General features: G+C 61.0%; 16 protein-coding genes. 14 read left to right on the plus strand and 2 right to left on the minus strand.

The window, feature by feature from the left end:
- The first annotated feature begins 6 nt into the window (after positions 1–6).
- A complete protein-coding gene (locus ACZZZ4_RS10885) occupies positions 7–789 on the plus strand; it encodes a thermonuclease family protein (protein WP_463549269.1) in 783 nt (260 codons plus the stop codon).
- Between the two features lie 184 nt (positions 790–973).
- Positions 974–2,242 (plus strand): malic enzyme-like NAD(P)-binding protein, encoded by a 1,269-nt coding sequence (locus tag ACZZZ4_RS10890; RefSeq protein WP_129998265.1) that lies wholly within the window; start codon positions 974–976, stop codon positions 2,240–2,242.
- Positions 2,243–2,363: 121 nt separating this feature from the next.
- Here the strand turns inward: ACZZZ4_RS10890 and ACZZZ4_RS10895 are convergent, their stop codons facing one another.
- Entirely contained in the window at positions 2,364–4,808 is a 2,445-nt protein-coding gene (locus tag ACZZZ4_RS10895) for a penicillin-binding protein 1A (protein WP_463549270.1), read from the minus strand.
- Between the two features lie 219 nt (positions 4,809–5,027).
- On the opposite strand from ACZZZ4_RS10895, the gene ACZZZ4_RS10900 reads away from it, so the two are divergent.
- From ACZZZ4_RS10900 to hemE, 11 genes are all read left to right on the plus strand, one after another.
- Positions 5,028–6,092 (plus strand): pilus assembly protein PilM, encoded by a 1,065-nt coding sequence (locus tag ACZZZ4_RS10900; protein ID WP_463547793.1) that lies wholly within the window; start codon positions 5,028–5,030, stop codon positions 6,090–6,092.
- The gene (locus ACZZZ4_RS10905) at positions 6,092–6,658 is read left to right on the plus strand and encodes a PilN domain-containing protein (RefSeq protein ID WP_463547794.1); all 567 of its coding nucleotides are present in this window, start codon (positions 6,092–6,094) and stop codon (positions 6,656–6,658) included. The genes ACZZZ4_RS10900 and ACZZZ4_RS10905 overlap by 1 nt, the downstream gene beginning before the upstream one ends.
- A complete protein-coding gene (gene pilO, locus ACZZZ4_RS10910; RefSeq protein WP_039756677.1) occupies positions 6,655–7,278 on the plus strand; it encodes a type 4a pilus biogenesis protein PilO in 624 nt (207 codons plus the stop codon). The genes ACZZZ4_RS10905 and pilO overlap by 4 nt, the downstream gene beginning before the upstream one ends.
- Positions 7,275–7,799, plus strand: coding sequence for a pilus assembly protein PilP (locus tag ACZZZ4_RS10915; protein WP_463547795.1), 525 nt, complete (start codon positions 7,275–7,277; stop codon positions 7,797–7,799). Before pilO ends, ACZZZ4_RS10915 begins: the two co-directional genes overlap by 4 nt.
- Positions 7,800–7,812: 13 nt before the next feature.
- Positions 7,813–9,891: a type IV pilus secretin PilQ gene (pilQ, locus tag ACZZZ4_RS10920; protein WP_463547796.1), complete on the plus strand. Its 2,079-nt coding sequence runs from the start codon at positions 7,813–7,815 to the stop codon at positions 9,889–9,891.
- A 4-nt stretch (positions 9,892–9,895) separates the two neighbouring features.
- Positions 9,896–10,414, plus strand: a complete 519-nt coding sequence (aroK, locus tag ACZZZ4_RS10925; protein ID WP_024011270.1) for a shikimate kinase AroK — start codon at positions 9,896–9,898, stop codon at positions 10,412–10,414.
- A 152-nt stretch (positions 10,415–10,566) separates the two neighbouring features.
- On the plus strand, positions 10,567–11,667 hold the full coding sequence (gene aroB / locus ACZZZ4_RS10930; protein ID WP_039756682.1) for a 3-dehydroquinate synthase: 1,101 nt from the start codon (positions 10,567–10,569) through the stop codon (positions 11,665–11,667).
- Positions 11,668–11,677: 10 nt separating this feature from the next.
- Positions 11,678–13,264, plus strand: coding sequence for an AAA family ATPase (locus tag ACZZZ4_RS10935; protein WP_039756683.1), 1,587 nt, complete (start codon positions 11,678–11,680; stop codon positions 13,262–13,264).
- Positions 13,265–13,615: 351 nt separating this feature from the next.
- Positions 13,616–18,061, plus strand: a complete 4,446-nt coding sequence (gene gltB / locus ACZZZ4_RS10940) for a glutamate synthase large subunit (protein WP_463547797.1) — start codon at positions 13,616–13,618, stop codon at positions 18,059–18,061.
- Positions 18,062–18,176: 115 nt separating this feature from the next.
- The gene (locus ACZZZ4_RS10945; protein ID WP_039757038.1) at positions 18,177–19,595 is read left to right on the plus strand and encodes an FAD-dependent oxidoreductase; all 1,419 of its coding nucleotides are present in this window, start codon (positions 18,177–18,179) and stop codon (positions 19,593–19,595) included.
- A gap of 131 nt (positions 19,596–19,726) precedes the next feature.
- On the plus strand, positions 19,727–20,794 hold the full coding sequence (hemE, locus tag ACZZZ4_RS10950) for a uroporphyrinogen decarboxylase (protein WP_016772044.1): 1,068 nt from the start codon (positions 19,727–19,729) through the stop codon (positions 20,792–20,794).
- A gap of 80 nt (positions 20,795–20,874) precedes the next feature.
- Here hemE and ACZZZ4_RS10955 read toward each other — a convergent pair whose 3' ends face one another.
- A complete protein-coding gene (locus ACZZZ4_RS10955; RefSeq protein WP_463547798.1) occupies positions 20,875–22,149 on the minus strand; it encodes an MFS transporter in 1,275 nt (424 codons plus the stop codon).
- 118 nt (positions 22,150–22,267) lie between these two features.
- Between ACZZZ4_RS10955 and ACZZZ4_RS10960 the strand changes: the two genes are divergently transcribed.
- Positions 22,268–23,170 carry a LysR family transcriptional regulator gene (locus ACZZZ4_RS10960; protein WP_463547799.1) on the plus strand — a complete coding sequence of 301 codons (903 nt, stop codon included), beginning with the start codon at positions 22,268–22,270 and terminating at the stop codon, positions 23,168–23,170.
- Positions 23,171–23,404: the final 234 nt, after the last annotated feature.

Here is a 23,404-nt window from a genome sequence, read left to right on the forward strand (position 1 = left end):
AGACTGATGAAAAAGGCGTCCCTTGCGGGCGCCTTTTTTGTGTCTGCGATTTGGCTGTCCGCCGCCCAGGCCTTTTGTCCGGCACCCGCAGGGCTGACCAGCGTTTCCGTGCAGCGGGTGGTCGATGGCGACACCCTGCGCCTGAGTGATGGTCGCAGCGTGCGCATGATCGGCCTCAATACGCCAGAGCTGGGCAAGAAGGGCCGCAGCGACGAACCGTTCGCCGTGGCGGCGCGCAAACACCTGCAGGCGCTGGTCGATGACAGTGGCGGCCGCGTCGGTCTGCGGCCTGGCAAGCAGGCGAAAGACCATTACGGCCGTACGCTCGCGCATGTTTACAGCGTCAGCGGTGCCAATCTCGAAGCGCAGATGCTTGCCGCTGGCCTGGGGTTTCAGGTTGCCGTGGCGCCGAACGTCGATTTGGTCGTCTGCCAGCAGGCCGCCGAACGCCGCGCGCGACAGGCCGGACTTGGTCTCTGGCGGCAATCCCCGGTAATCAAGGCTCAGCAGATTCAGCGTTCGGGTTTCGCCGTGGTCAGCGGTCGGGTGAGCAAGGTGCAGCGCAATCGCGGCGGAATATGGATCGAGTTGCAGGACACGCTTGTATTGCGGGTTGCACCCAATCTGCTGGGACAATTCGACAGCGCCCGCTTGCAGGCGCTGAAGGGCAAGCAGGTCGAAGCACGTGGCTGGGTGGTAGACCGATCGCGGCGCGGTGGTTTGCAAAAAGATCAGCCGCGCTGGTTGCTGCCATTGTCTGATCCTTCGATGTTGCACGTACCGCACTGAAGAAAAATTGTAGACATTTTTCTGATTGATTGTGAACAGTCCAGCCCTTGTGCGCCGTGGCTCTTGGCCCAAAGTCGTAGGGCAGGGCGCTTGACAGCAGTGACTGCCCAGTCTTGTGGGGACTTTGCGAGGCGCGTATCCTCGCTGACCAGTCTGTCCAACAGTAAAAAAGCGGAATGCCAAAATGTCTGATCTGAAAACTGCCGCTCTCGAATACCACGCCAATCCTCGTCCGGGGAAGCTGAGTGTCGAGCTCACCAAGGCCACTGCTACCGCCCGCGACCTGTCGCTGGCCTACAGCCCCGGCGTAGCTGAACCAGTGCGCGAGATCGCTCGCGATCCTGAACTGGCCTACAAATACACCGGCAAGGGCAACCTGGTGGCAGTCATTTCCGATGGCACCGCTATTCTGGGCCTGGGCAACCTCGGCCCACTGGCTTCCAAGCCTGTAATGGAAGGCAAAGGCGTGCTGTTCAAGCGCTTCGCCGGCATCGACGTATTCGACATCGAAGTCGATTCGGAAAGCCCGCAAGCCTTCATCGACACCGTCAAGCGCATCTCCATCACCTTCGGTGGCATCAACCTGGAAGACATCAAAGCGCCAGAGTGCTTTGAGATCGAACGCGCTCTGATCGAGCAGTGCGACATTCCGGTGTTCCACGATGACCAGCACGGCACCGCGATCGTGACCGCTGCGGGCATGATCAACGCCCTGGAAATCGCTGGCAAAACCCTGCCGGAAGCGAAGATTGTCTGCCTCGGCGCCGGTGCTGCCGCCATCTCCTGCATGAAACTGCTGGTGAGCATGGGCGCTCGCATCGAAAACATCTTCATGGTTGACCGTACCGGCGTGATTCACTCCGGCCGTGACGACCTGAACCAGTACAAAGCCGTATTCGCCCACGCTACCGACAAGCGCACCCTGGCTGACGCATTGGCAGGCGCTGACGTATTCGTCGGTCTGTCCGGTCCGAACCTGCTGAGCGCCGAAGGCCTGCTGTCGATGGCGGCCAATCCGATCGTGTTCGCCTGCTCGAACCCGGATCCGGAAATCTCCCCGGAACTGGCGCACGCCACCCGTAGCGACGTGATCATGGCCACCGGCCGTTCGGACTACCCGAACCAGGTCAACAACGTGCTGGGCTTCCCGTTCATCTTCCGTGGTGCCCTGGACGTTCGCGCCAAGCGCATCAACGAAGAAATGAAAGTCGCCGCCGCCAACGCCCTGCGCGAACTGGCCAAACTGCCTGTTCCACAGGACGTGTGCGATGCCTACGGCGGTGCTCCGCTGGAATTCGGCCGTGAGTACATCATTCCGAAGCCAATGGACAAGCGCCTGATCACCCTGATCTCCGACGCCGTGGCCAAGGCCGCGATCGAGACCGGCGTGGCCACCCTGCCGTATCCGAAGAACTACCCGCTGAAAAGCGTGGATGACGTGTTCAACGGTTAAAAGCAGCCGCCCATAAAAAAACCCAGCCTGGTGCTGGGTTTTTTTATGGGCTACAAGCTGCAAGCGTGCATCGTTCGCGCTTTTGCTTACCGCTTGTAGCTTGGCGCTTGCAGCTGCTCCCCTAGAACAGATCGATCGGCGCCTGTTCATCCGCCGGCAGCGGGCTGCCTGGCACGGTGCCGTTGCCCAGCTCGTTCACCGATGGCGGTGTGTCTTCAGTCTTGAACAGTTCGAAGTAGGCCCCCGGCGTGCTCGGCGTCGCGGCGCGGCCACTGACCGGATCCACCCGCAGGCTGAGCAAGCCTTCCGGCTCAGGCTGCACATGTGGCGGCTTGTCTTTCAGCGCGGCGGACATGTAATTCATCCAGATCGGCAGCGCCACGGTGCCGCCGAACTCACGGCGTCCGAGGCTTTCCGGTTGGTCGAAACCGGTCCACACCGTGGTCACGTAATCGGCGTTGTAGCCGGAGAACCACGCATCTTTCGATTCGTTGGTGGTACCGGTCTTGCCAGCGATGTCGCTGCGGCCCATGGCCAGTGCGCGACGGCCGGTACCGAGCTTGATCACGTCCTGCAGCATGCTGTTGAGGATGTAGGTGGTACGTCCATCGACAATCCGCTCGGCTACGGCCGGCGCTTGCGGCACTGCCGGGTTGCCCGGCGCTTCACCGGCAACCGGGGCGGCATTGACCGTGAACGACTCGGTGGCCGGCGCAGCGATACCGTCGGTCGCCGAACCACCCTGTGGCACGGTCGGCGGATTGGCGACGAACAGCGTGTCGCCGTTACGACTTTCGATCTTGTCGATGATGTACGGGGTGATCTTGTAGCCGCCGTTGGCAAAGGTGCTCCAGCCGGTGGCAATTTCCATCGGCGTCAGCGTCGCGGTACCGAGTGCCAGCGACAGGTTCGGCGGCAGGTCTTGCTTGTTGAAACCGAAACGGGTGATGTAGTCGATGGTCTTGACCACGCCCATGGCTTGCAGCAAGCGGATCGACACCAGGTTGCGCGACTTGTACAGCGCTTCACGCAGGCGGATCGGGCCGAGGAAGGTGTTGGTGTCGTTTTTCGGTCGCCAGACCTTGTCCAGGTATTCGTCGACGAACACGATCGGCGCATCGTTGACCAGGGTGGCGGCGGTGTAACCGTTATCCAGCGCGGCGCTGTAAACGAACGGTTTGAAGCTCGACCCCGGCTGACGCTTGGCCTGCAGAGCGCGGTTATAGTTGCTCTGCTCGAAGGCAAAACCGCCGACCAGCGAACGGATCGCGCCGTTCTGCGGATCCAGTGACACCAGCGCGCCTTGCGCCTGCGGAATCTGGCTGAATTTCAGCGAATTGTCTTTTTGGCGCTGCACGCGAATCAGATCACCGACCTGCGCGACATCCGACGGCTGACGCGGGTTGGCGCCCATGCTGTTGGTATTGAGGAACGGTCGCGCCCATTTCATCGTGTCCCAGGCAACGTGCTCTTCACCGGTGCGGGTCAACACTTGCAGGCCGGTTTTATCGACTTGGGTGACGATCGCAGGTTCCAGGCTGCTGATGGTGCGCTGCTTGGTCAGCTCGCTGGCCCAGGCTTCGCGGGTCTTGCCCGGCAGGCGCGACTCGGGGCCGCGGTAGCCGTGGCGCTGGTCGTAGGTCATCAGACCTTCGTGCAGCGCGGTGTTGGCCATTTCCTGCAGATTGCTCGGCACTGTGGTGGTGACGCGGAAACCTTCGGTGTAGGCGTCGCTGCCATAACGACCGACCATTTCGGCGCGGGCCATTTCGGCGATGTACGGTGCGTTCACTTCCGGCGTCGGCACGTGGTAGCTGGCGTTCAGCGGCTCGTTGATCGCCGCGGTGTAGTCGGCCTCGCTGATCTTGCCCAGCTTGTACATGCGCCCCAGGATCCAGTCGCGGCGTTCTTTACTGCGCGCCGGGTTGGCCAGCGGGTTGAAGCGCGACGGTGCTTTCGGCAGGCCGGCGATCATCGCCATCTGCGCCAGGCTGACGTCACGGATCGATTTGCCGTAATACACCTGCGCCGCCGCCTCGATGCCGTAGGCGCGGTTGCCCAGATAGATCTTGTTGACGTACAGCTCAAGGATCTCGTCCTTGGTCAGCTGCCGCTCGATCTGCAGGGCCAGGAGAATTTCTGTGGTTTTACGCGAGAAGCTGCGCTCGCTGGTGAGGAAGAAGTTCTTCGCCACCTGCATGGTGATGGTGCTGCCGCCGGACTGAATGTGTCCGCTTTTGACCAATTGGGTCGCCGCGCGCATCAGGCTGCTCGGGTCAACGCCATAGTGATTGGCAAAATTGTCGTCTTCAGCACTTAGTAACGCATTAATGAAATTGGGCGGAATGTCGGCGAAACGGATCGGTGTACGGCGCATTTCGCCAAATTCTGCGATCAACTTGTTGTCGCTGCTGTAGACGCGCAGAGGAATCTGCAACTGAATGCTTCTCAGCGCCTCCACAGACGGCAAACCCGGACTAAGGTAAAGAAAAGCGCCGCTGAGACCTAAGAGCAGTCCGCAGAAAACGGCGACGATGGACCAACCGAAAAATTTCAGCAGACGAATCAAGGCTTTTGTACATCCAGGGCAAAGAATGAATTTGGCACGGGGCTGCGGTTACACACAGAGCCATCCGCGCGGGCAGTAAAAAGCGGAAAAAATCGCTGGGCATTATAAGCACTTTTCCGTCGGGGGCGTCATTGACGCTTCTGTCAAGACGGGGGTCAAGGAACGCAATGCGTATTACAGAGTCCGTAACTCACGGAAAGTCATAGGGAATTGGTAGTGCTGGGACTCTTCAATAAAAAGACCAATGCGTTACTGGGGATCGACATCAGCTCCACCTCGGTAAAGCTGCTGGAACTGAGCCGTCAGGGCGAGCGCTACCGGGTCGAGGCCTACGCGGTGGAGCCGTTGCCGGCGAACGCCGTGGTCGAAAAGAACATCGCTGAACTCGAGGGCGTCGGCCAGGCGCTGAGCCGGGTACTGGTCAAGGCGCGCACCGGGGTCAAGAGCGTGGCAGTAGCGGTGGCCGGTTCGGCGGTGATCACCAAGGTCATCGAGATGGACGCCGGGCTGTCCGACGACGAGCTGGAAAACCAGCTCAAGATCGAAGCCGACCAATACATTCCCTATCCGCTGGACGAAGTCGCCATCGACTTTGAAGTCCGGGGCGTGTCGCCGCGCAACCCGGAACGGGTCAACGTGCTGCTTGCCGCCTGTCGCAAGGAAAACGTCGAGGTTCGTGAAGCAGCGCTGGCGCTCGCCGGTCTGACTGCACGGGTGGTCGATGTCGAGGCCTACGCACTCGAGCGCTCGTTCGGCCTGCTGGCGACGCATCTGGCGGCCTCCCAGGAGCGCCTGACCGTGGCGGTGGTCGACATCGGCGCGACCATGACCACCCTCAGCGTCCTGCACAACGGCAAGATCATCTACACCCGCGAGCAACTGTTTGGCGGACGCCAGCTCACCGAAGAGATCCAGCGCCGCTATGGCCTCACGGTCGAGCAGGCGGGACTGGCGAAAAAGCAGGGCGGCCTGCCGGATGATTACGTGAGTGAAGTCTTGCAGCCATTTCGTGAAGCGCTGGTGCAGCAGGTTTCGCGTTCGCTGCAATTCTTCTTCGCCTCCGGCCAATACAACGCGGTCGACCATATCCTGCTCGCCGGCGGCACGGCTTCGGTGCCCGGGCTCGATCGTCTGATCGAACAGCGTCTGAACACCCCGACCCAAGTGGCCAACCCGTTTGCCGACATGGCTTTGGGCAGCAAGGTCAACGCCGGCGCGCTGGCCAGTGACGCGCCAGCATTGATGATCGCCTGCGGGCTCGCGCTCAGGAGTTTCGACTGATGGCGCGGATCAACCTTCTACCCTGGCGCGAGGAGCGCCGCGAAGAGCGGCGCAAACGCTTCCTGCTGATCCTGATCGGCGTGCTCGCCGGCTCGATCGGCGCAGTGCTGATTGCCGATCAGATCATCAGCGCAGCGATCGAGCGGCAGATGGCGCGCAACGATTACATCGGCAAACAGATCGCCGTGGTCGACGAACGCATCAAGCAGATCAGTGAGCTCAAGGCGCGCCGCCAGCAACTGGTCGAGCGCATGCGCATCATTCAGGACCTGCAGGGCAACCGGCAGATCAGCGGGCGGATCTTCGATCAACTGGCGCGTACGTTGCCGGACGGTGTGTATTTCACCGATGTGAAAATGGCCGGCAAGACCCTGTCCATCAGTGGTGCGGCCGAGTCGAACAATCGGGTTTCCGAGCTGATGCGCAACCTTGATGCGTCCGACTGGTTCGACGCGCCGAGCCTGAATGAGGTCAAGACGACCAGCGCCGATCAGGTCGAACAGGCCAATGTCTTTCAGTTGACCGTTCGTCAGACCCAGCCCAAGGTGCCGGAGGACGAGCAATGAAAGCCTCCGAGTGGCTGCTAAGCCTGCGCAATATCGATTTCAACGACCTCGACACCAGCAATATCGGCTCCTGGCCGGCGGCAGTAAAAACCCTGTGCGGTGCGCTGGTGATGGTGTTGATCCTCGCGCTTGGCTATTACTTCTTCATCAGTGATATGGAAAATCAGCTCGAGCTCAAGCGCGAAGAGGAAACCACCCTCAAGGAGCAGTTCGCCAGCAAGGCGCGGCTGTCGGCAAACCTTGAGCTGTACACCCAGCAGATGAAAGAAATGGAAAACACCTTCGGCGTGTTGCTGCGGCAATTGCCCAGCGACACCGAAGTCCCGGGCCTGCTTGAAGACATCACCCGAACCGGTCTGGGCAGCGGCCTGGAGTTCGAAGAGATCAAGCTGCTGCCGGAAGTGACCCAGCCGTTCTATATTGAACTGCCGATCCAGATCACCGTGACTGGCGCCTATCATGACCTTGCGACCTTCGTCAGCGGCGTCGCCGGCCTTCCGCGCATCGTCACCCTGCACGATTTCGAACTGGCGCCGGCCAACCCCGAAGGCGGGCCGAAGCTGCGCATGAGCATCCTCGCCAAGACGTATCGCTATAACGATAAGGGGCTGGAAAAATGACCCCGATTCGTTATTTCGTCCTGCCGATGCTGCTGGTCCTGAGCGGCTGCAGTGGAGGCGATGACTTCAGCGACCTCGACGCGTACCTCAACGAAGTGCGCCTGCGCCCGGCGGGCAAGATTGAACCAACGCCGACATTCCGGTCTTACCCCACATTCACTTACAGCGCCGCCAACTTGCGCAGTCCGTTTTCGCGGCAGGCGCGGGTCGATCTGGCCGGGCAGAAGCACGGCTCGCGCAACGTCAAACCCGACCCCAACCGGGTCAAGCAATACCTTGAAGGGTTCAATATCGAGCAGTTCGAAATGGTCGGCACGATTGCCAATGCCTCGGGCTCGTTTGCGCTGCTGCGCGGCGCGGGCGGAGTGCATCGCCTCAAGGTCGGCGACTACCTGGGCCGCAACGACGGCCGGATCGTCGCCATCAGCGCCACCCAGGTCGATGTCGTCGAGATCGTGCCCGACGGCGCCGGCGCCTGGCTGGAGCGGCCGCGCACCATTCCTTTGAAAGAGCACTCATAGTGGAAGTCGAACAATGAACAGGATTTTCTCCACCCTCGGTTTTTCGCTATGGATAGCGCTGGTGTCACCGATGGTAATGGCGGCCAGTCTGAAAGCGCTGGATGTCGCCGCGCTGCCGGGTGACCGCGTCGAACTGAAGCTGTCGTTCGACGGCCCGCCACCACAGCCCAAGGGCTACACAACCGAGTCACCGGCACGCATTGCACTGGATCTGCCGGGCGTGACCAGCCAGTTGGCCAACAGGAATCTTGATCTGGGCAGCGGCAACGCGCGCACGGCCACGGTAGCCGAAGCCAAGGATCGCACGCGGCTGATTGTCAGCCTGACGCAATTGGCGCCGTACAGCACGCGGGTCGAAGGCAATAATCTGTTCGTCGTGGTCGGCCAGGGCGCCTCGACGACTGCGCCGCGCCCGGCCGCCGTTGCACCGCGTGCCGCCACGGCCAGTGCGGCACCCGCCAGATCTTCGCTGCCGCGCAGCCGGGCGATTCGCGGCGTCGATTTCCAGCGCGGCACCGAAGGCGAGGGCAACGTGGTCATCGACCTCTCTGATCCGACCATTGCCCCGGATATCCAGGAGCACGATGGCAAGATCATCCTCAGCTTCGCCCGCACGCAATTGCCGGAAAAACTGCGCGTGCGCCTCGACGTCAAGGACTTCGCGACCCCGGTGCAGTTCGTCAACGCAGCAGTTACCGGCGATCGCACGGTGATCAGCGTCGAGCCCAGCGGCACCTTCGACTATTCCACGTTCCAGACCGACAACAAGCTCACCGTGAGCGTTCGGCCGATGAGCGTCGACGACCTGCAAAAGCGCAACGCCGACCGTCAGGCCTATGTCGGCGACAAGCTCTCGCTGAATTTTCAGGACATCGACGTGCGCTCGGTGCTGCAACTGATCGCTGACTTCACCAATCTCAACCTCGTGGCAAGCGACACGGTGCAGGGCGGCATCACGTTGCGCCTGCAGAACGTGCCGTGGGACCAGGCACTGGATCTGGTGCTGAAAACCAAGGGCCTGGATAAACGCAAGATCGGTAACGTGCTGCTCGTCGCGCCGGCCGATGAAATCGCCGCCCGTGAGCGTCAGGAGCTGGAGTCGCAGAAGCAGATCGCCGAGCTGGCGCCATTGCGTCGCGAGCTGCTGCAGGTCAATTATGCGAAGGCGGCGGACATTGCCAAGCTGTTCCAGTCGGTGACCAGTGCCGAAGCCAAGGTCGACGAGCGCGGTTCGATTACCGTTGATGAGCGGACCAACAACATCATTGCCTACCAGACCCAGGATCGCCTCGACGAATTGCGGCGGATCGTCGCGCAACTGGATATTCCGGTGCGCCAGGTGATGATCGAGGCGCGCATCGTTGAGGCCAACGTCGATTATGACAAGAGCCTGGGCGTGCGCTGGGGCGGTTCGGTGCAGAACAAGGGCAACTGGAACGCCTCCGGGGTCAACGGTTCGTCGAGCACGATCGGCACGCCGGGCAGCACCGGCACCAACTCGCCGTTCGTCGACATGGGCACGGTCAACAACACTTCGGGGATCGGTATCGCTTTCATCACCGACAACGTGTTGCTGGATCTGGAACTGACGGCGATGGAAAAGACCGGCAACGGCGAAATCGTCTCGCAGCCGAAGGTGGTCACCTCGGACAAGGAAACCGCGAAAATCCTCAAAGGCACCGAGATTCCGTATCAGGAGGCCAGCTCCAGCGGCGCCACGTCGGTGTCGTTCAAGGAGGCCTCGCTGTCACTGGAAGTCACCCCGCAGATCACGCCCGACAACCGCATCATCATGGAGGTCAAGGTCACCAAGGATGAGCCCGACTACCTGAACAAAGTGCAGGATGTGCCGCCGATCAAGAAAAACGAGGTCAACGCCAAAGTGCTGGTGAATGACGGCGAGACCATCGTAATCGGCGGTGTTTTTTCAAATACTCAGAGCAAGGTTGTAGATAAGGTGCCATTTCTTGGCGATGTGCCGTATCTTGGCCGCCTTTTCCGGCGTGATGTGGTTTCGGAGAAAAAATCCGAGCTGCTGGTATTTCTCACTCCGCGTATCATGAATAACCAGGCGATTGCTGTGAGTCGTTGATTCTGTGCGAAATTTGATACTTGTAGGACCGATGGGTGCTGGCAAAAGCACCATCGGCCGATTGCTGGCCAAAGAGCTGCGCCTGCCGTTCAAGGATTCCGACAAGGAAATTGAGCTGCGCACGGGTGCCAATATCCCATGGATCTTCGACAAGGAAGGCGAGCCCGGCTTTCGTGACCGCGAGCAGGCGATGATCGCCGAGCTGTGCGCGTTCGATGGCGTGGTGCTGGCGACCGGCGGCGGCGCAGTGATGCGTGATGCCAATCGCAAGGCCCTGCATGAGGGCGGGCGCGTGGTGTATCTGCACGCCTCCGTCGAGCAGCAGGTCGGCCGCACTTCCCGCGATCGCAATCGGCCGCTGCTGCGCACCGCCGATCCGGCGAAAACTTTGCGTGACCTGCTCGAAATCCGTGATCCGCTTTATCGGGAAATCGCCGATCTGGTGGTGGAAACCGACGAGCGGCCGCCACGCATGGTGGTGCTCGACATTCTCGACCGCCTCGCGCAGTTGCCACCCCGTTAAAGCATCGGCGGAAATGCGCTATTCTCGGCGTCCTGTCAGCGTCCGCCGAGGGTGTGGCGGATGCCGGGCGAGCGGCGTCATACCGCTACAGGCCGCAGAACACCAATAATTTCAGGGCAGGATGCCTGCTTCCATCTTCACTGTGGGGACACATGCAGACACTCAAGGTCGATCTAGGCGAGCGCAGCTACCCGATTCATATTGGCGAAGGTCTGTTGGATCAGCCGGAACTGCTGGCGCCGCATATCCACGGGCGGCAGGTGGCAATCATCTCCAACGAAACCGTCGCGCCGCTCTATCTCGAACGTCTGACCCGCAGCCTGGCGCAGTTCTCGGTGATCTCGGTGGTGTTGCCTGATGGCGAAGCCTTCAAGAACTGGGAAACCCTGCAACTGGTTTTCGATGGTTTGCTGACCGCCCGTCATGACCGCCGCACCACCGTGATCGCCTTGGGCGGCGGGGTGATCGGCGACATGGCCGGTTTCGCGGCCGCCTGTTATCAGCGCGGTGTCGATTTCATCCAGATTCCTACCACGCTGTTGTCGCAGGTCGATTCGTCGGTCGGCGGCAAGACCGGCATCAACCATCCGCTGGGCAAGAACATGGTCGGCGCGTTCTATCAGCCGAACGTAGTGCTGATCGATACCGCATCGCTGAAAACCCTGCCGCAGCGCGAGTTGTCGGCGGGTCTGGCGGAGGTCATCAAGTACGGCCTGATCTGCGACGAGCCGTTCCTGACCTGGCTCGAGGAAAACGTCGACGCCCTGCGCGCGCTGGATCAGGCCGCGCTGACCTATGCGATCGAGCGTTCCTGCGCGGCCAAGGCTGCGGTGGTCGGCGCCGATGAAAAGGAAACCGGCGTGCGCGCCACGCTCAATCTCGGCCATACCTTCGGCCACGCCATCGAAACCCACATGGGCTATGGTGTCTGGCTGCATGGCGAGGCGGTGGCGGCTGGTACCGTGATGGCGCTTGAAATGTCCGCGCGCCTGGGCTGGATCAGCGAGCAGGAGCGTGATCGCGGCATTCGTCTGTTCCAGCGGGCCGGTCTGCCGGTCATTCCGCCTGAAGAGATGAGCGAAGCCGATTTTCTCCAACACATGGCAATTGATAAAAAAGTGATCGACGGTCGTCTGCGCCTGGTGCTGCTGCGCCGGATGGGCGAAGCGGTAGTGACCGACGATTATCCGAAAGAGGTTCTACAGGCCACGCTGGGAGCGGATTACCGCGCCCTGGCTCAGCTTAAAGGTTAAAACGATTCCGATGACTAGTTTGCATGCCGACGAGGCGTTTCTCGGCCATTTCCAGTTAAGTCACGACCCGTTCGCGCCACGGGTGCCGGGCTTCAAATTCTTCCCGGCCCAGCGCAAGCCGGTGCTGGGTCAACTGCATCATCTGGCGCGTTACAGCCAGTTGCTGCTGGTTGTCACCGGTCCGCAGGGCAGCGGCAAGACCCTGCTGCGCCAGGCGCTGGTGGCCAGCACCAATAAACAATCGGTGCAGAGCGTGGTGGTTTCTGCCCGTGGCGCCGGGGATGCGGCCGGCGTGCTGCGCCAGGTGGCGCAAGCGCTGGATGTCGCGCAGGCCGAAGTCGGCGCGATTCTCGAGCAGGTGGTGCAACTCGGTCTGACCGGGCAGGAAGTCTATCTGCTGGTGGACGATGCCGAGCAGCTCGACGAGTCGGCGCTGGAAGCGTTGATGGCGCTGGGCGCCGGCACGCCGGAAGGTCGTCCGCATGTGTTCCTGTTCGGCGAGTCGTCGCTGATCGCTCAGCTCGAGGCGTTGCAGCTCGAAGAAGAGCGTTTCCACGTCATCGAATTGCAGCCGTACACCGAAGAAGAGACCCGCGAATATCTCGACCAGCGGCTGGAAGGCGCGGGCCGGGGTGTCGAACTTTTCACTGCAGATCAGATCTCTGATATTCACGAAAGCTCCGAGGGCTGGCCGGGCAACATCAACCAGGTCGCTCGCGATGCTCTGATCGAAGTCATGATTGCCAGCCGCTCCGCGGTCAAGCGTCCAAGTATGGGGTTCAACATGCCGAAGAAACACGTATTGGCGATTTCCGCCGTCGTTGTGGTCGCGGTTGCCGCCGCCTGGTTGATGCCGGGTCGCAGCAAGGCGCCGACCACCGGTGCTCCGGCCAATGAACAGGCGCAACTGCCATTGGGTCAGGGCGCCGCGAACGGCGCCAATCCATCCGTCGAGTTCGCTGGCAACACCCAGCCGATGCCGCTGCCTTTGGTCGGCAACTCGCAGCCGGTCATGCGTGGCCCGCTGGCCGAAGCCGCCGGTGGTATCACCGAAGGCGACGACGGCGTGCCGCTGGAAGGCTCCAGCGATACTCCGCCAACCGTAACCACCTCCGCGCCGCCTGCGGGCGTTCCGGCCGGTCCTGCGCCGACACCGGTTCCGACCCCTGCGGCCAAGCCGGCACCAACCCCGGCTCCGACGCAGATCGCCACGGCCAAGCCTGCTCCGGCCACGCCAGCGCCAGCTGCGAAACCGGCTCCTGCTCCGGCCAAGCCTGCCGACAAGCCCGTTACCGTGGCCAAGGCTGCCGGTGGCAGCTGGTACGCCGGTCAGCCGACCAGCAACTATGTCGTGCAGATTCTCGGCACCAGCTCGGAGACCGCCGCGCAGAACTTCGTCAAGGAGCAGGGCGGCGAGTACCGTTATTTCAAGAAAGTCCTCAACGGCAAGCCGCTTTACGTGATCACCTACGGCAACTTTGCCAATCGTGATGCGGCCGTTTCTGCCATCAAGGCCTTGCCAGCGAAGGTTCAGGCTGGTAAACCTTGGCCTCGCACTGTCGCCAGCGTCCAACAGGAACTGGCAACAACTCGCTGAAGATTCGGCGGCCTTACCCAGGCCGCCTCTCCCGGCACCTCAAAATCTCCACGAGTGCGCGCTTTCTGAAAAGATCGCGTGCCTTGTGGTGTCTGCGTCACAGTAGTTTTTGAGTCGTTGCGGTCAGAATTTAAAAAAGTTTTGACTAGCACAGCAGATCGCTTTAAACCTTTCACAAATGCGACATGAATTTGCGACAGTTCGTCGTCAAATTTGTGAGCCTCTGTGTCGCTGTGTACAATGACCACCCTTTTGCCCCCGCTAAGCCGGCGTACGTTCGGCGCGGAACGCAAGTGGTTGAATTGAAAAGAAATTTGCCTCGAATAGAGGCAGCCTGGTGAGAAAGTGTCTATGAAAGCAGGTCTGTACCAACCAGATGAATTCAAGGATAACTGCGGTTTCGGCCTGATTGCTCATATGCAGGGCGAGCCCAGTCATACCCTTTTGCAAACGGCCATCGAGGCCCTGACCTGCATGACCCACCGCGGTGGGATTAATGCCGACGGCAAGACCGGTGACGGTTGCGGTCTGCTGATTCAAAAACCCGACGCCTTCCTGCGAGCCATTGCCCAGGAAAGCTTCGGCGTCGAAATGCCCAAGCAATATGCCGTGGGCATGGTGTTCTTCAATCAGGATCCGGCCAAGGCCGAAGCCGCTCGCGAGAACATGAACCGCGAGATCCTTGCCGAAGGCCTGCAACTGATCGGCTGGCGCAAAGTGCCGATCGACACCAGCGTCCTCGGCCGTCTCGCCCTTGAGCGCCTGCCGCAGATCGAGCAGGTCTACATCGGCGGCGAAGGCCTGAGCGATCAGGACATGGCCGTGAAGCTGTTCAGCGCCCGTCGCCGTTCGTCGGTGGCCAACGCCGCTGACACCGACCACTACATCTGCAGCTTTTCGCACAAGACCATCATCTATAAAGGCCTGATGATGCCGGCCGACCTGGCCGCGTTTTATCCAGACCTGAGTGACGAGCGCCTGCAAACCGCGATCTGCGTGTTCCACCAGCGTTTCTCCACCAACACCCTGCCGAAATGGCCGCTGGCGCAGCCGTTCCGCTTCCTCGCCCACAACGGCGAAATCAACACCATCACCGGTAACCGCAACTGGGCACAGGCCCGTCGGACCAAGTTCACCAATGATCTGATGGATCTGGAAGAGCTCGGTCCGCTGGTCAACCGTGTCGGTTCCGACTCATCGAGCATGGACAACATGCTCGAACTGATGGTCACCGGTGGTATCGACCTGTTCCGTGGCGTGCGGATGATCATTCCGCCTGCGTGGCAGAACGTCGAAACCATGGACCCGGATCTGCGTGCGTTCTACGAGTACAACTCGATGCACATGGAGCCGTGGGACGGCCCGGCCGGCGTAGTAATGACCGACGGTCGTTACGCGGTGTGCCTGCTCGACCGTAATGGTCTGCGTCCGGCGCGCTGGGTGACCACCAAGAACGGTTTCATCACCCTCGCCTCGGAAATCGGCGTGTGGAACTACCAGCCCGAAGACGTGCTCGCCAAGGGTCGTGTCGGCCCGGGGCAGATCTTCGCCGTGGACACCGAAACCGGGCAGATCCTCGACACCGATGCGATCGACAACCGTTTGAAGTCCCGTCATCCGTACAAGCAATGGCTGCGCAAGAATGCCCTGCGCATTCAGGCGACCATGGAAGACAACGACCACGGTTCGGCTTTCTACGACGTCGATCAGCTCAAGCAATACATGAAGATGTATCAGGTCACGTTCGAAGAGCGTGATCAGGTGCTGCGTCCGCTCGGCGAGCAAGGCTACGAAGCCGTGGGCTCGATGGGCGACGACACGCCGATGGCCGTGCTGTCCCAGCGTGTACGCACGCCGTACGACTATTTCCGCCAGCAGTTCGCGCAGGTGACCAACCCGCCGATCGACCCGCTGCGTGAAGCGATCGTGATGTCGCTGGAAATCTGCCTCGGTGCCGAGCGCAACATTTTCCAGGAGTCGCCGGAACACGCCTCGCGCGTGATCCTCAGCTCGCCAGTGATCTCGCCGGCCAAATGGCGCTCGCTGATGAACCTCGACCGTCCGGGTTTCGAACGGGCGATCATCGACCTCAACTACGACGAAAGCCTCGGCCTCGAAGCGGCGATCCGCAATGTTGCCGATCAGGCTGAAGAAGCTGTGCGCGCCGGGCGTACCCAGATCGTCCTGAGCGACCGTCATATCGCTCCGGGCAAGCTGCCGATCCACGCTTCGCTGGCGACCGGTGCAGTGCACCACCGCCTGACCGAAAAAGGTTTGCGTTGCGACTCCAACATCCTCGTTGAAACCGCGACCGCCCGTGACCCGCACCACTTCGCGGTGCTGATCGGTTTCGGCGCCTCGGCGGTGTATCCGTTCCTGGCCTACGAAGTATTGGGCGACCTGATCCGTACCGGTGAAGTGTTGGGCGACCTCTATGAGGTGTTCAAGAACTACCGCAAAGGCATCACCAAAGGCCTGCTGAAGATCCTGTCGAAGATGGGTATTTCGACCATCGCTTCGTACCGTGGTGCGCAGCTGTTCGAGGCCATCGGCCTGTCCGAAGAAGTCTGCGACCTGAGCTTCCGTGGTGTGCCGAGCCGGATCAAGGGCGCGCGTTTCGTCGACATCGAAGCCGAGCAGAAAGCCCTCGCCGTCGAAGCCTGGAGTCCGCGCAAGCCGATCCAGCAGGGCGGTCTGCTGAAGTTCGTCCACGGTGGCGAATATCACGCGTACAACCCGGACGTGGTCAACACTCTGCAAGCCGCTGTGCAGCAGGGCGACTACGCCAAGTTCAAGGAATACACGTCGCTGGTGGACAACCGTCCGGTGTCGATGATTCGCGACCTGTTCAAGGTCAAGACCCTCGACACGCCGCTGGACATCAGTGAAGTCGAGCCGCTGGAGTCGGTGCTCAAGCGCTTCGACTCCGCCGGTATCTCGCTGGGCGCGCTGTCACCGGAAGCTCACGAAGCCCTGGCCGAAGCCATGAACCGCCTCGGCGCGCGCTCCAACTCCGGCGAAGGTGGTGAAGATCCGGCGCGTTACGGCACCATCAAGAGTTCCAAAATCAAGCAGGTTGCCACCGGCCGTTTCGGTGTGACTCCGGAATACCTGGTCAACGCCGAAGTGCTGCAGATCAAGGTCGCCCAGGGCGCCAAGCCGGGCGAGGGCGGGCAACTGCCGGGCGGCAAGGTCAACGGGCTGATCGCCAAGCTGCGTTACGCAGTGCCGGGCGTGACCCTGATTTCGCCGCCGCCGCACCACGACATCTATTCAATCGAAGATTTGTCGCAGTTGATCTTTGACTTGAAGCAAGTCAACCCGCAGGCGCTGGTTTCGGTGAAGCTGGTAGCAGAAGCGGGCGTCGGCACCATCGCCGCCGGTGTGGCCAAGGCCTATGCGGACTTGATCACCATTTCCGGCTACGACGGTGGCACCGGTGCTTCGCCGCTGACCTCGATCAAATACGCTGGCGCGCCGTGGGAACTCGGCCTGGCTGAAACCCACCAGACCCTGCGCGGCAACGACCTGCGCGGCAAAGTCCGGGTCCAGACCGACGGCGGCCTGAAAACCGGCCTCGACGTGATTAAAGCGGCGATCCTCGGCGCCGAAAGCTTCGGCTTCGGTACCGCGCCAATGATCGCACTGGGCTGCAAATACCTGCGCATCTGCCATCTGAACAACTGCGCCACTGGTGTCGCGACGCAGAACGAGAAGCTGCGCAAGGATCACTACATCGGCACCGTCGACATGGTGGTGAATTTCTTCACCTACGTCGCCGAAGAAACCCGTGAGTGGTTGGCCAAGCTTGGCGTGCGCTCCCTCGAAGAGCTGATCGGTCGCACCGATCTGCTGGAAATCCTCGAAGGCCAGACCGCCAAACAACATCACCTGGACCTGACGCCGCTATTGGGCAGCGATCACATCCCGGCGGACAAACCGCAGTTCTGTGGCGTTGAGCGCAACCCGCCGTTCGACCAAGGTCTGCTCGCGGAGAAGATGGTTGAGCTGGCCTCATCGGCAATCAACGACCTCAGCGGCGCCGGGTTCGATCTGGACATCTGCAACTGCGACCGTTCGATCGGCGCGCGGATTTCCGGCGAAATCGCGCGCAAGCACGGCAACCAAGGCATGGCCAAAGCGCCGATCACCTTCCGTTTCAAAGGCACGGCGGGGCAGAGCTTCGGTGTGTGGAACGCCGGCGGTCTGAACATGTACCTGGAAGGCGACGCCAACGACTATGTCGGCAAAGGCATGACCGGCGGCAAGCTGGTCATCGTGCCGCCGAAGGGTAGCGTTTATAAAACTCAGGAAAGCGCCATCATCGGCAACACCTGCCTGTACGGTGCCACTGGCGGCAAGCTGTTCGCCGCCGGTACCGCAGGCGAGCGTTTCGCCGTGCGTAACTCCGGTGCCCACACCGTCGTGGAAGGCACTGGTGATCACTGCTGCGAGTACATGACCGGTGGTTTCGTCTGCGTGCTGGGCAAGACCGGTTACAACTTCGGTTCTGGCATGACCGGTGGTTTCGCCTACGTGCTCGATCAGGACAACACCTTCGTTGACCGGGTCAACCACGAACTGGTGGAGATCCAGCGGATCAGCGGCGAGGCGATGGAAGCCTATCGCAGCCACCTGCAAAACGTGCTGAACGAGTACGTCGCCGAAACCGACAGCGAGTGGGGTCGTGAACTCGCCGAGAACCTCGACGATTACGTGCGTCGTTTCTGGCTGGTCAAACCGAAGGCAGCGAGTCTGAAATCTCTGCTCTCCAGTACGCGGGCAAGCCCACAGTGAAGCAGCTGCAAGCTTCAAGCGACAAGCTAGAAGCTTGCGCGGTGAGGCGGATTAATTTGATTTTCTTGCAGCTTGAAGCTTGTAGCTTGAAGCTGTCGTGTACGAGGTTTTGAAGATGGCCGAACGTCTCAGTAACGACTTTCAATTCATCGATGTCGGGCGCAAGGATCCGAAGAAGAAACTGTTGCGTCAACGCAAGAAAGAGTTCGTCGAAATCTACGAACCGTTCAAACCCCAGCAGTCGGCCGACCAGGCCCACCGCTGCCTGGGTTGCGGCAACCCGTATTGCGAATGGAAGTGCCCGGTGCACAACTTCATTCCCAACTGGCTGAAACTGGTGGCCGAGGGCAACATCCTCCAGGCCGCCGAGCTGTCGCACCAGACCAACACCCTGCCGGAAGTCTGCGGCCGGGTGTGCCCGCAGGATCGTCTGTGCGAAGGTGCCTGCACCCTCAACGACGGCTTCGGCGCGGTGACCATCGGTTCGGTTGAGAAGTACATCACCGACACTGCGTTCGCCATGGGCTGGCGCCCGGACATGTCCAAGGTCAAGCCGACCGGCAAACGCGTCGCGATCATCGGCGCAGGCCCGGCGGGTCTGGGTTGTGCCGACGTGCTGGTGCGTGGCGGCGTAACTCCGGTGGTGTTCGACAAGAACCCGGAAATCGGCGGCTTGCTGACCTTCGGCATCCCCGAGTTCAAGCTTGAGAAGACCGTGCTGAGCAATCGTCGCGAAGTCTTCACCGGCATGGGCATCGAGTTCCGCCTCAACACCGAAGTCGGTAAAGACGTGACCATGGAACAACTGCTCGCCGAATACGACGCGGTGTTCATGGGCATGGGCACCTACACCTACATGAAGGGCGGTTTTGCCGGTGAGGACCTGCCGGGCGTTTATGACGCGCTGGATTTCCTGATCGCCAACGTCAATCGCAACCTGGGCTTTGAAAAGTCGCCGGAAGATTTCGTCGACATGAAAGGCAAGAAGGTCGTGGTACTCGGCGGCGGCGACACGGCGATGGACTGCAACCGCACCTCGATCCGTCAGGGCGCCAAGTCGGTGACCTGCGCTTATCGTCGTGACGAAGCGAACATGCCCGGCTCGCGCAAAGAGGTGAAGAACGCCAAGGAAGAAGGCGTGAAATTCCTCTACAACCGCCAGCCGATCGCCATTGTCGGTGAAGACAAGGTCGAAGGCGTGAAAGTGGTCGAGACCCGTCTCGGCGAACCGGACGCCCGTGGCCGTCGCAGCCCCGAGCCGATCCCGGGTTCCGAAGAGATCATCCCGGCCGACGCCGTGGTCATCGCCTTCGGCTTCCGCCCGAGCCCGGCGCCGTGGTTCGAACAGTTCGAGATCCAGACCGACAGCCAGGGCCGCGTTGTTGCGCCCGAGCAAGGTCAGTACAAGCATCAGACCAGCAACCCGAAAATCTTTGCCGGTGGCGACATGGTGCGCGGTTCCGACCTGGTGGTGACGGCGATCTTCGAAGGGCGCAATGCGGCTGAAGGGATCCTCGATTATCTGGGCGTCTGACGACGCCAGCGGCAAGCTTCAAGTTTCAAGCGGCAAGCTACAAAGCAATCCTGCTTTTAACTTGCCGCTTGTAGCTTGCTGCTTGCCGCTGTCTTTTGAGACCATGCCCGCACTTTTTTCCGGATGCCGACATGACTGCCCTGAAGAACGACCGCTTCCTCCGTGCCCTGCTCAAGCAACCCGTTGACGTCACCCCTGTGTGGATGATGCGCCAGGCCGGTCGCTACCTCCCGGAGTACCGCGCCAGCCGCGCCCACGCCGGCGACTTCATGAGCCTGTGCATGAACCCGGAATTCGCCTGCGAAGTCACCCTGCAACCGCTCGACCGCTACCCGCAACTGGACGCGGCGATCCTGTTTTCCGACATCCTCACCATTCCCGATGCCATGGGCCAGGGCCTGTACTTCGAGACCGGTGAAGGTCCGCGCTTCAAGAAAGTCGTCAGCACCCTCGCCGACATCGAAGCCCTGCCGATCCCTGACCCGCACAAAGACCTCGGCTACGTGATGGATGCGGTCAGCACCATCCGCCGTGAACTCAACGGTCGCGTACCGCTGATCGGCTTCTCCGGCAGCCCATGGACGCTCGCGACTTACATGGTCGAAGGCGGCTCGTCGAAAGACTTCCGCAAGACCAAGGCGATGCTCTACGACAATCCGCAAGCCATGCACCTGCTGCTCGACAAGCTGGCGCAGTCGGTGACCTCGTACCTCAACGGCCAGATCATGGCCGGTGCGCAAGCGGTGCAGATCTTCGACACCTGGGGCGGCAACCTGTCGGCGGCGGCGTATCAGGAATTCTCCCTGGCCTACATGAAAAAAATCGTCAGCGGCCTGATCCGCGAGAACGATGGACGCAAAGTGCCAGTGATTCTCTTCACCAAGAACGGCGGCCTGTGGCTGGAAAGCATCGCCGAAGCCGGCGCCGACGCCCTCGGCCTGGACTGGACCTGCGACATCGGCAACGCCCGTGCCCGTGTCGGCGACAAGGTCGCGCTGCAAGGCAACATGGACCCGACCGTGCTCTACGCCAAACCGGAAGCGATCCGCACTGAAGTCGGGCGCATTCTGGCCAGCTACGGCAAGGGCAGCGGCCACGTGTTCAATCTTGGCCACGGCATTACGCCCGAGGTGGATCCGGAACATGCCGGCGCGTTCCTGCGTGCGGTGCATGAGCTGTCGGCTCAGTATCACGAGTGATCAGCGCCCAATAAAAAACGCCCGGCCAAATGCCGGGCGTTTTTGTTTGCACGATCCAATGTCGGACACAGGGTTTTATGTCAGGCTTTGACGCCCTGCAATGGCGGCAACTTCGCCAGCTTCAACGCCACCAGCAGGGCAATCAGCAACAATGCACCAATAAACAAGCCGATCCCGTTCCACCCGCCCAAATGCCAGAACACCCCGCCCGCTGTGCCGGCAATGCTCGATCCGGCGTAATAACTGAACAGATACAGCGACGACGCCTGACCCTTGGCCGTCAACGCGCGCCGACCGATCCAGCTGCTCGCCACCGAGTGCGCGGCAAAGAAGCCGAAGGTGAACACCAGCATGCCGACGATCACCAGCAACAACGAGGTAAACATGGTCAGTGCCAGTCCGGCGAACATCAGCGCAATCGTCGCCCAGAGCACTTTGCGTCGCCCCAGCTTGTCCGCCAGCGAGCCGATCTTGGCCGAGCTGTAGATACCGGACAGGTAGACCACCGAGAGCAAACCGACAAACACCTGATCGAGGTTGTACGGCGCCGCCAGCAAGCGATAGCCAATGTAGTTGAACAGCGTGACAAACGCGCCCATCAGCACAAACGCTTCAAGAAACAGCAGCGGCAGGCCGGCGTCGCGAAAGTGCATGGTGAAGCCGTCGAGCAGGCTGCGCGGGTGCAGTGAGCGGGCGCGGAAGTTGCGCGACTCCGGCAGAATCTTCCAGAACAACGCCGCTGCGACCAGCGCCAGACCGCCGATCACCAGCATCGCCGTGTGCCAGCTGACGAAGTCGATCAGCACGCCGGTGATCAAGCGTCCGCTCATGCCGCCGATCGCGTTGCCGCCGATGTACAAACCCATCGCCAGGCCGATGTGTTGTGGATGGATTTCTTCGCTCAGATAGGTCATCGCCACCGCTGCGAGCCCGCTCAACGACAGGCCGATCAGCGCGCGCATGATCAATACGCCGTGCCAGCTCGGCATCATCGAACTGGCGATGGTGCACAACGCGGCAGCGAACAGTGCGGCGACCATCACCGGCTTACGTCCGATGCGGTCGGAAATCGGCCCGGTGATCAGCAGACCGAAGGCCAACATGCCGGTCGCCACCGAGAGGATGAGACTGCTCTGCGCCGCGTTGATCCCGTATTCGTGGGACAGCAGCGGCATCATCGGTTGCACGCAATAGAGCAGCGCGAACGTCGCAAAGCCGCCACAGAATAGCGCCAGCACCGTGCGCATGAACGCCGGCGTGCCTTTTTCGATGTAGATCTCCTGCAGCTCGGCGCGCACATCGTCGTCGGCAGCGGGCGGGATTTCGTGGGCAAGGGGCGCGACAGCAGTTTTCACTTCAGACCTCAGAGAGCGCAGCCGGGCAGGCAATGAAAAAATCATATAGCTGGCTAATGTTTCTATCCAATATATTGTTCGACCTGTTTGATAGCTTCAGCGACCTAATGGAAATCCTATGGAATTGCGTCATCTGCGTTACTTCATTGCCGTCGCCGAAGAACTGCATTTTGGCCGGGCCGCACAGGTGCTGGGCATCTCGCAGCCTCCGCTGAGCCAGCAGATTCAAGCGCTGGAGCAGCAGCTCGGCGCACGCCTGTTCGAGCGCACCAATCGTCGGGTCGAGTTGAGCGAGGCGGGCAGGTTGTTTCTGCAGGAGGCGCGGCTGGTGCTGGCGCAGGTCGACAAGGCAGCGGATGTGGCCCGGCGCGCGCAGCTTGGTGAGCTTGGCGAACTGAAGATTGGCTTCACCTCGTCGGCACCGTTCAACTCGACCATTCCGCAGGCGATTTTTTCCTTTCGTCAGCGCTTTCCGACGGTGCATCTGAACCTGCGCGAAATGAGCAGCACCATGGTCGCCGACGCCTTGGTGGACGAGTCGATCGAAGTCGGCATCATGCGCCCGCTCGGATTGCCAGATTCACTGAGTGTTGTGGAGTTGATGCGCGAGCCATTGGTGGCGGTGCTCAGTTCCAAGCATCCGTTGGCCCAAGGCAGAGACGAAGGCCTGTTTCTCTCGGCGCTGGCGCTGGAGCCGTTCGTGTTTTTTCCGCGCAGCTATGGCAGCGGGCTCTACGCACAACTGCTCAGTCTGGCCCGTGACGCCGGCTTCAGCCCGCATTTTGCCCAAGAGGCTGGCGAGGCGATGACCATTATTGGTCTGGTGGCGGCGGGATTGGGTGTATCGGTACTGCCGGCGTCTTACCAACGCATGCGCATCGATGGCGTGGTCTACCGTTCGCTGCTAGATCCGGAAGCAATCTCGGCGGTGTGGCTGGTGCAGCGCAAAGATCAGAAATCACCGATGGCCAAGGCGTTTGTCGAACTGCTGACGCGCAAGGTCGAGCCGCTGACGGTGTGAAGGCGGCCGGCGCTTTCGCGAGCAGGCTCGCTCCCACAGTTGAGCTGGGTCTCCACCGAAATTGTGTATGTCTCCTAGCTCCTGTGGGAGCGAGCCTGCTCGCGAAGAAGCCGGAAGCAGCACACATGCTGGTCCCGGTAGCAGCACACTCTGTGGTCAGTGATCATTTCTGAATAGAGCGAGCGCGTCTTGAAATTATGAGTAACTATCCCGAAAGGGGCTTGTGAGACTTTG

It is taken from the genome of Pseudomonas sp. AC252 (assembly GCF_979258105.1).

What these genes read in the sequence shown, in the direction of transcription:
- ACZZZ4_RS10885 (WP_463549269.1), top strand. Translation starts at nt 7, where the DNA reads ATGAAAAAGGCGTCCCTTGCGGGCGCCTTTTTTGTGTCTGCGATTTGG.
- ACZZZ4_RS10890 (WP_129998265.1), top strand. Translation starts at nt 974, where the DNA reads ATGTCTGATCTGAAAACTGCCGCTCTCGAATACCACGCCAATCCTCGT.
- ACZZZ4_RS10905 (WP_463547794.1), top strand. Translation starts at nt 6,092, where the DNA reads ATGGCGCGGATCAACCTTCTACCCTGGCGCGAGGAGCGCCGCGAAGAG.
- pilO (WP_039756677.1), top strand. Translation starts at nt 6,655, where the DNA reads ATGAAAGCCTCCGAGTGGCTGCTAAGCCTGCGCAATATCGATTTCAAC.
- ACZZZ4_RS10915 (WP_463547795.1), top strand. Translation starts at nt 7,275, where the DNA reads ATGACCCCGATTCGTTATTTCGTCCTGCCGATGCTGCTGGTCCTGAGC.
- pilQ (WP_463547796.1), top strand. Translation starts at nt 7,813, where the DNA reads ATGAACAGGATTTTCTCCACCCTCGGTTTTTCGCTATGGATAGCGCTG.
- aroB (WP_039756682.1), top strand. Translation starts at nt 10,567, where the DNA reads ATGCAGACACTCAAGGTCGATCTAGGCGAGCGCAGCTACCCGATTCAT.
- ACZZZ4_RS10935 (WP_039756683.1), top strand. Translation starts at nt 11,678, where the DNA reads ATGACTAGTTTGCATGCCGACGAGGCGTTTCTCGGCCATTTCCAGTTA.
- gltB (WP_463547797.1), top strand. Translation starts at nt 13,616, where the DNA reads ATGAAAGCAGGTCTGTACCAACCAGATGAATTCAAGGATAACTGCGGT.
- ACZZZ4_RS10945 (WP_039757038.1), top strand. Translation starts at nt 18,177, where the DNA reads ATGGCCGAACGTCTCAGTAACGACTTTCAATTCATCGATGTCGGGCGC.
- hemE (WP_016772044.1), top strand. Translation starts at nt 19,727, where the DNA reads ATGACTGCCCTGAAGAACGACCGCTTCCTCCGTGCCCTGCTCAAGCAA.
- ACZZZ4_RS10960 (WP_463547799.1), top strand. Translation starts at nt 22,268, where the DNA reads ATGGAATTGCGTCATCTGCGTTACTTCATTGCCGTCGCCGAAGAACTG.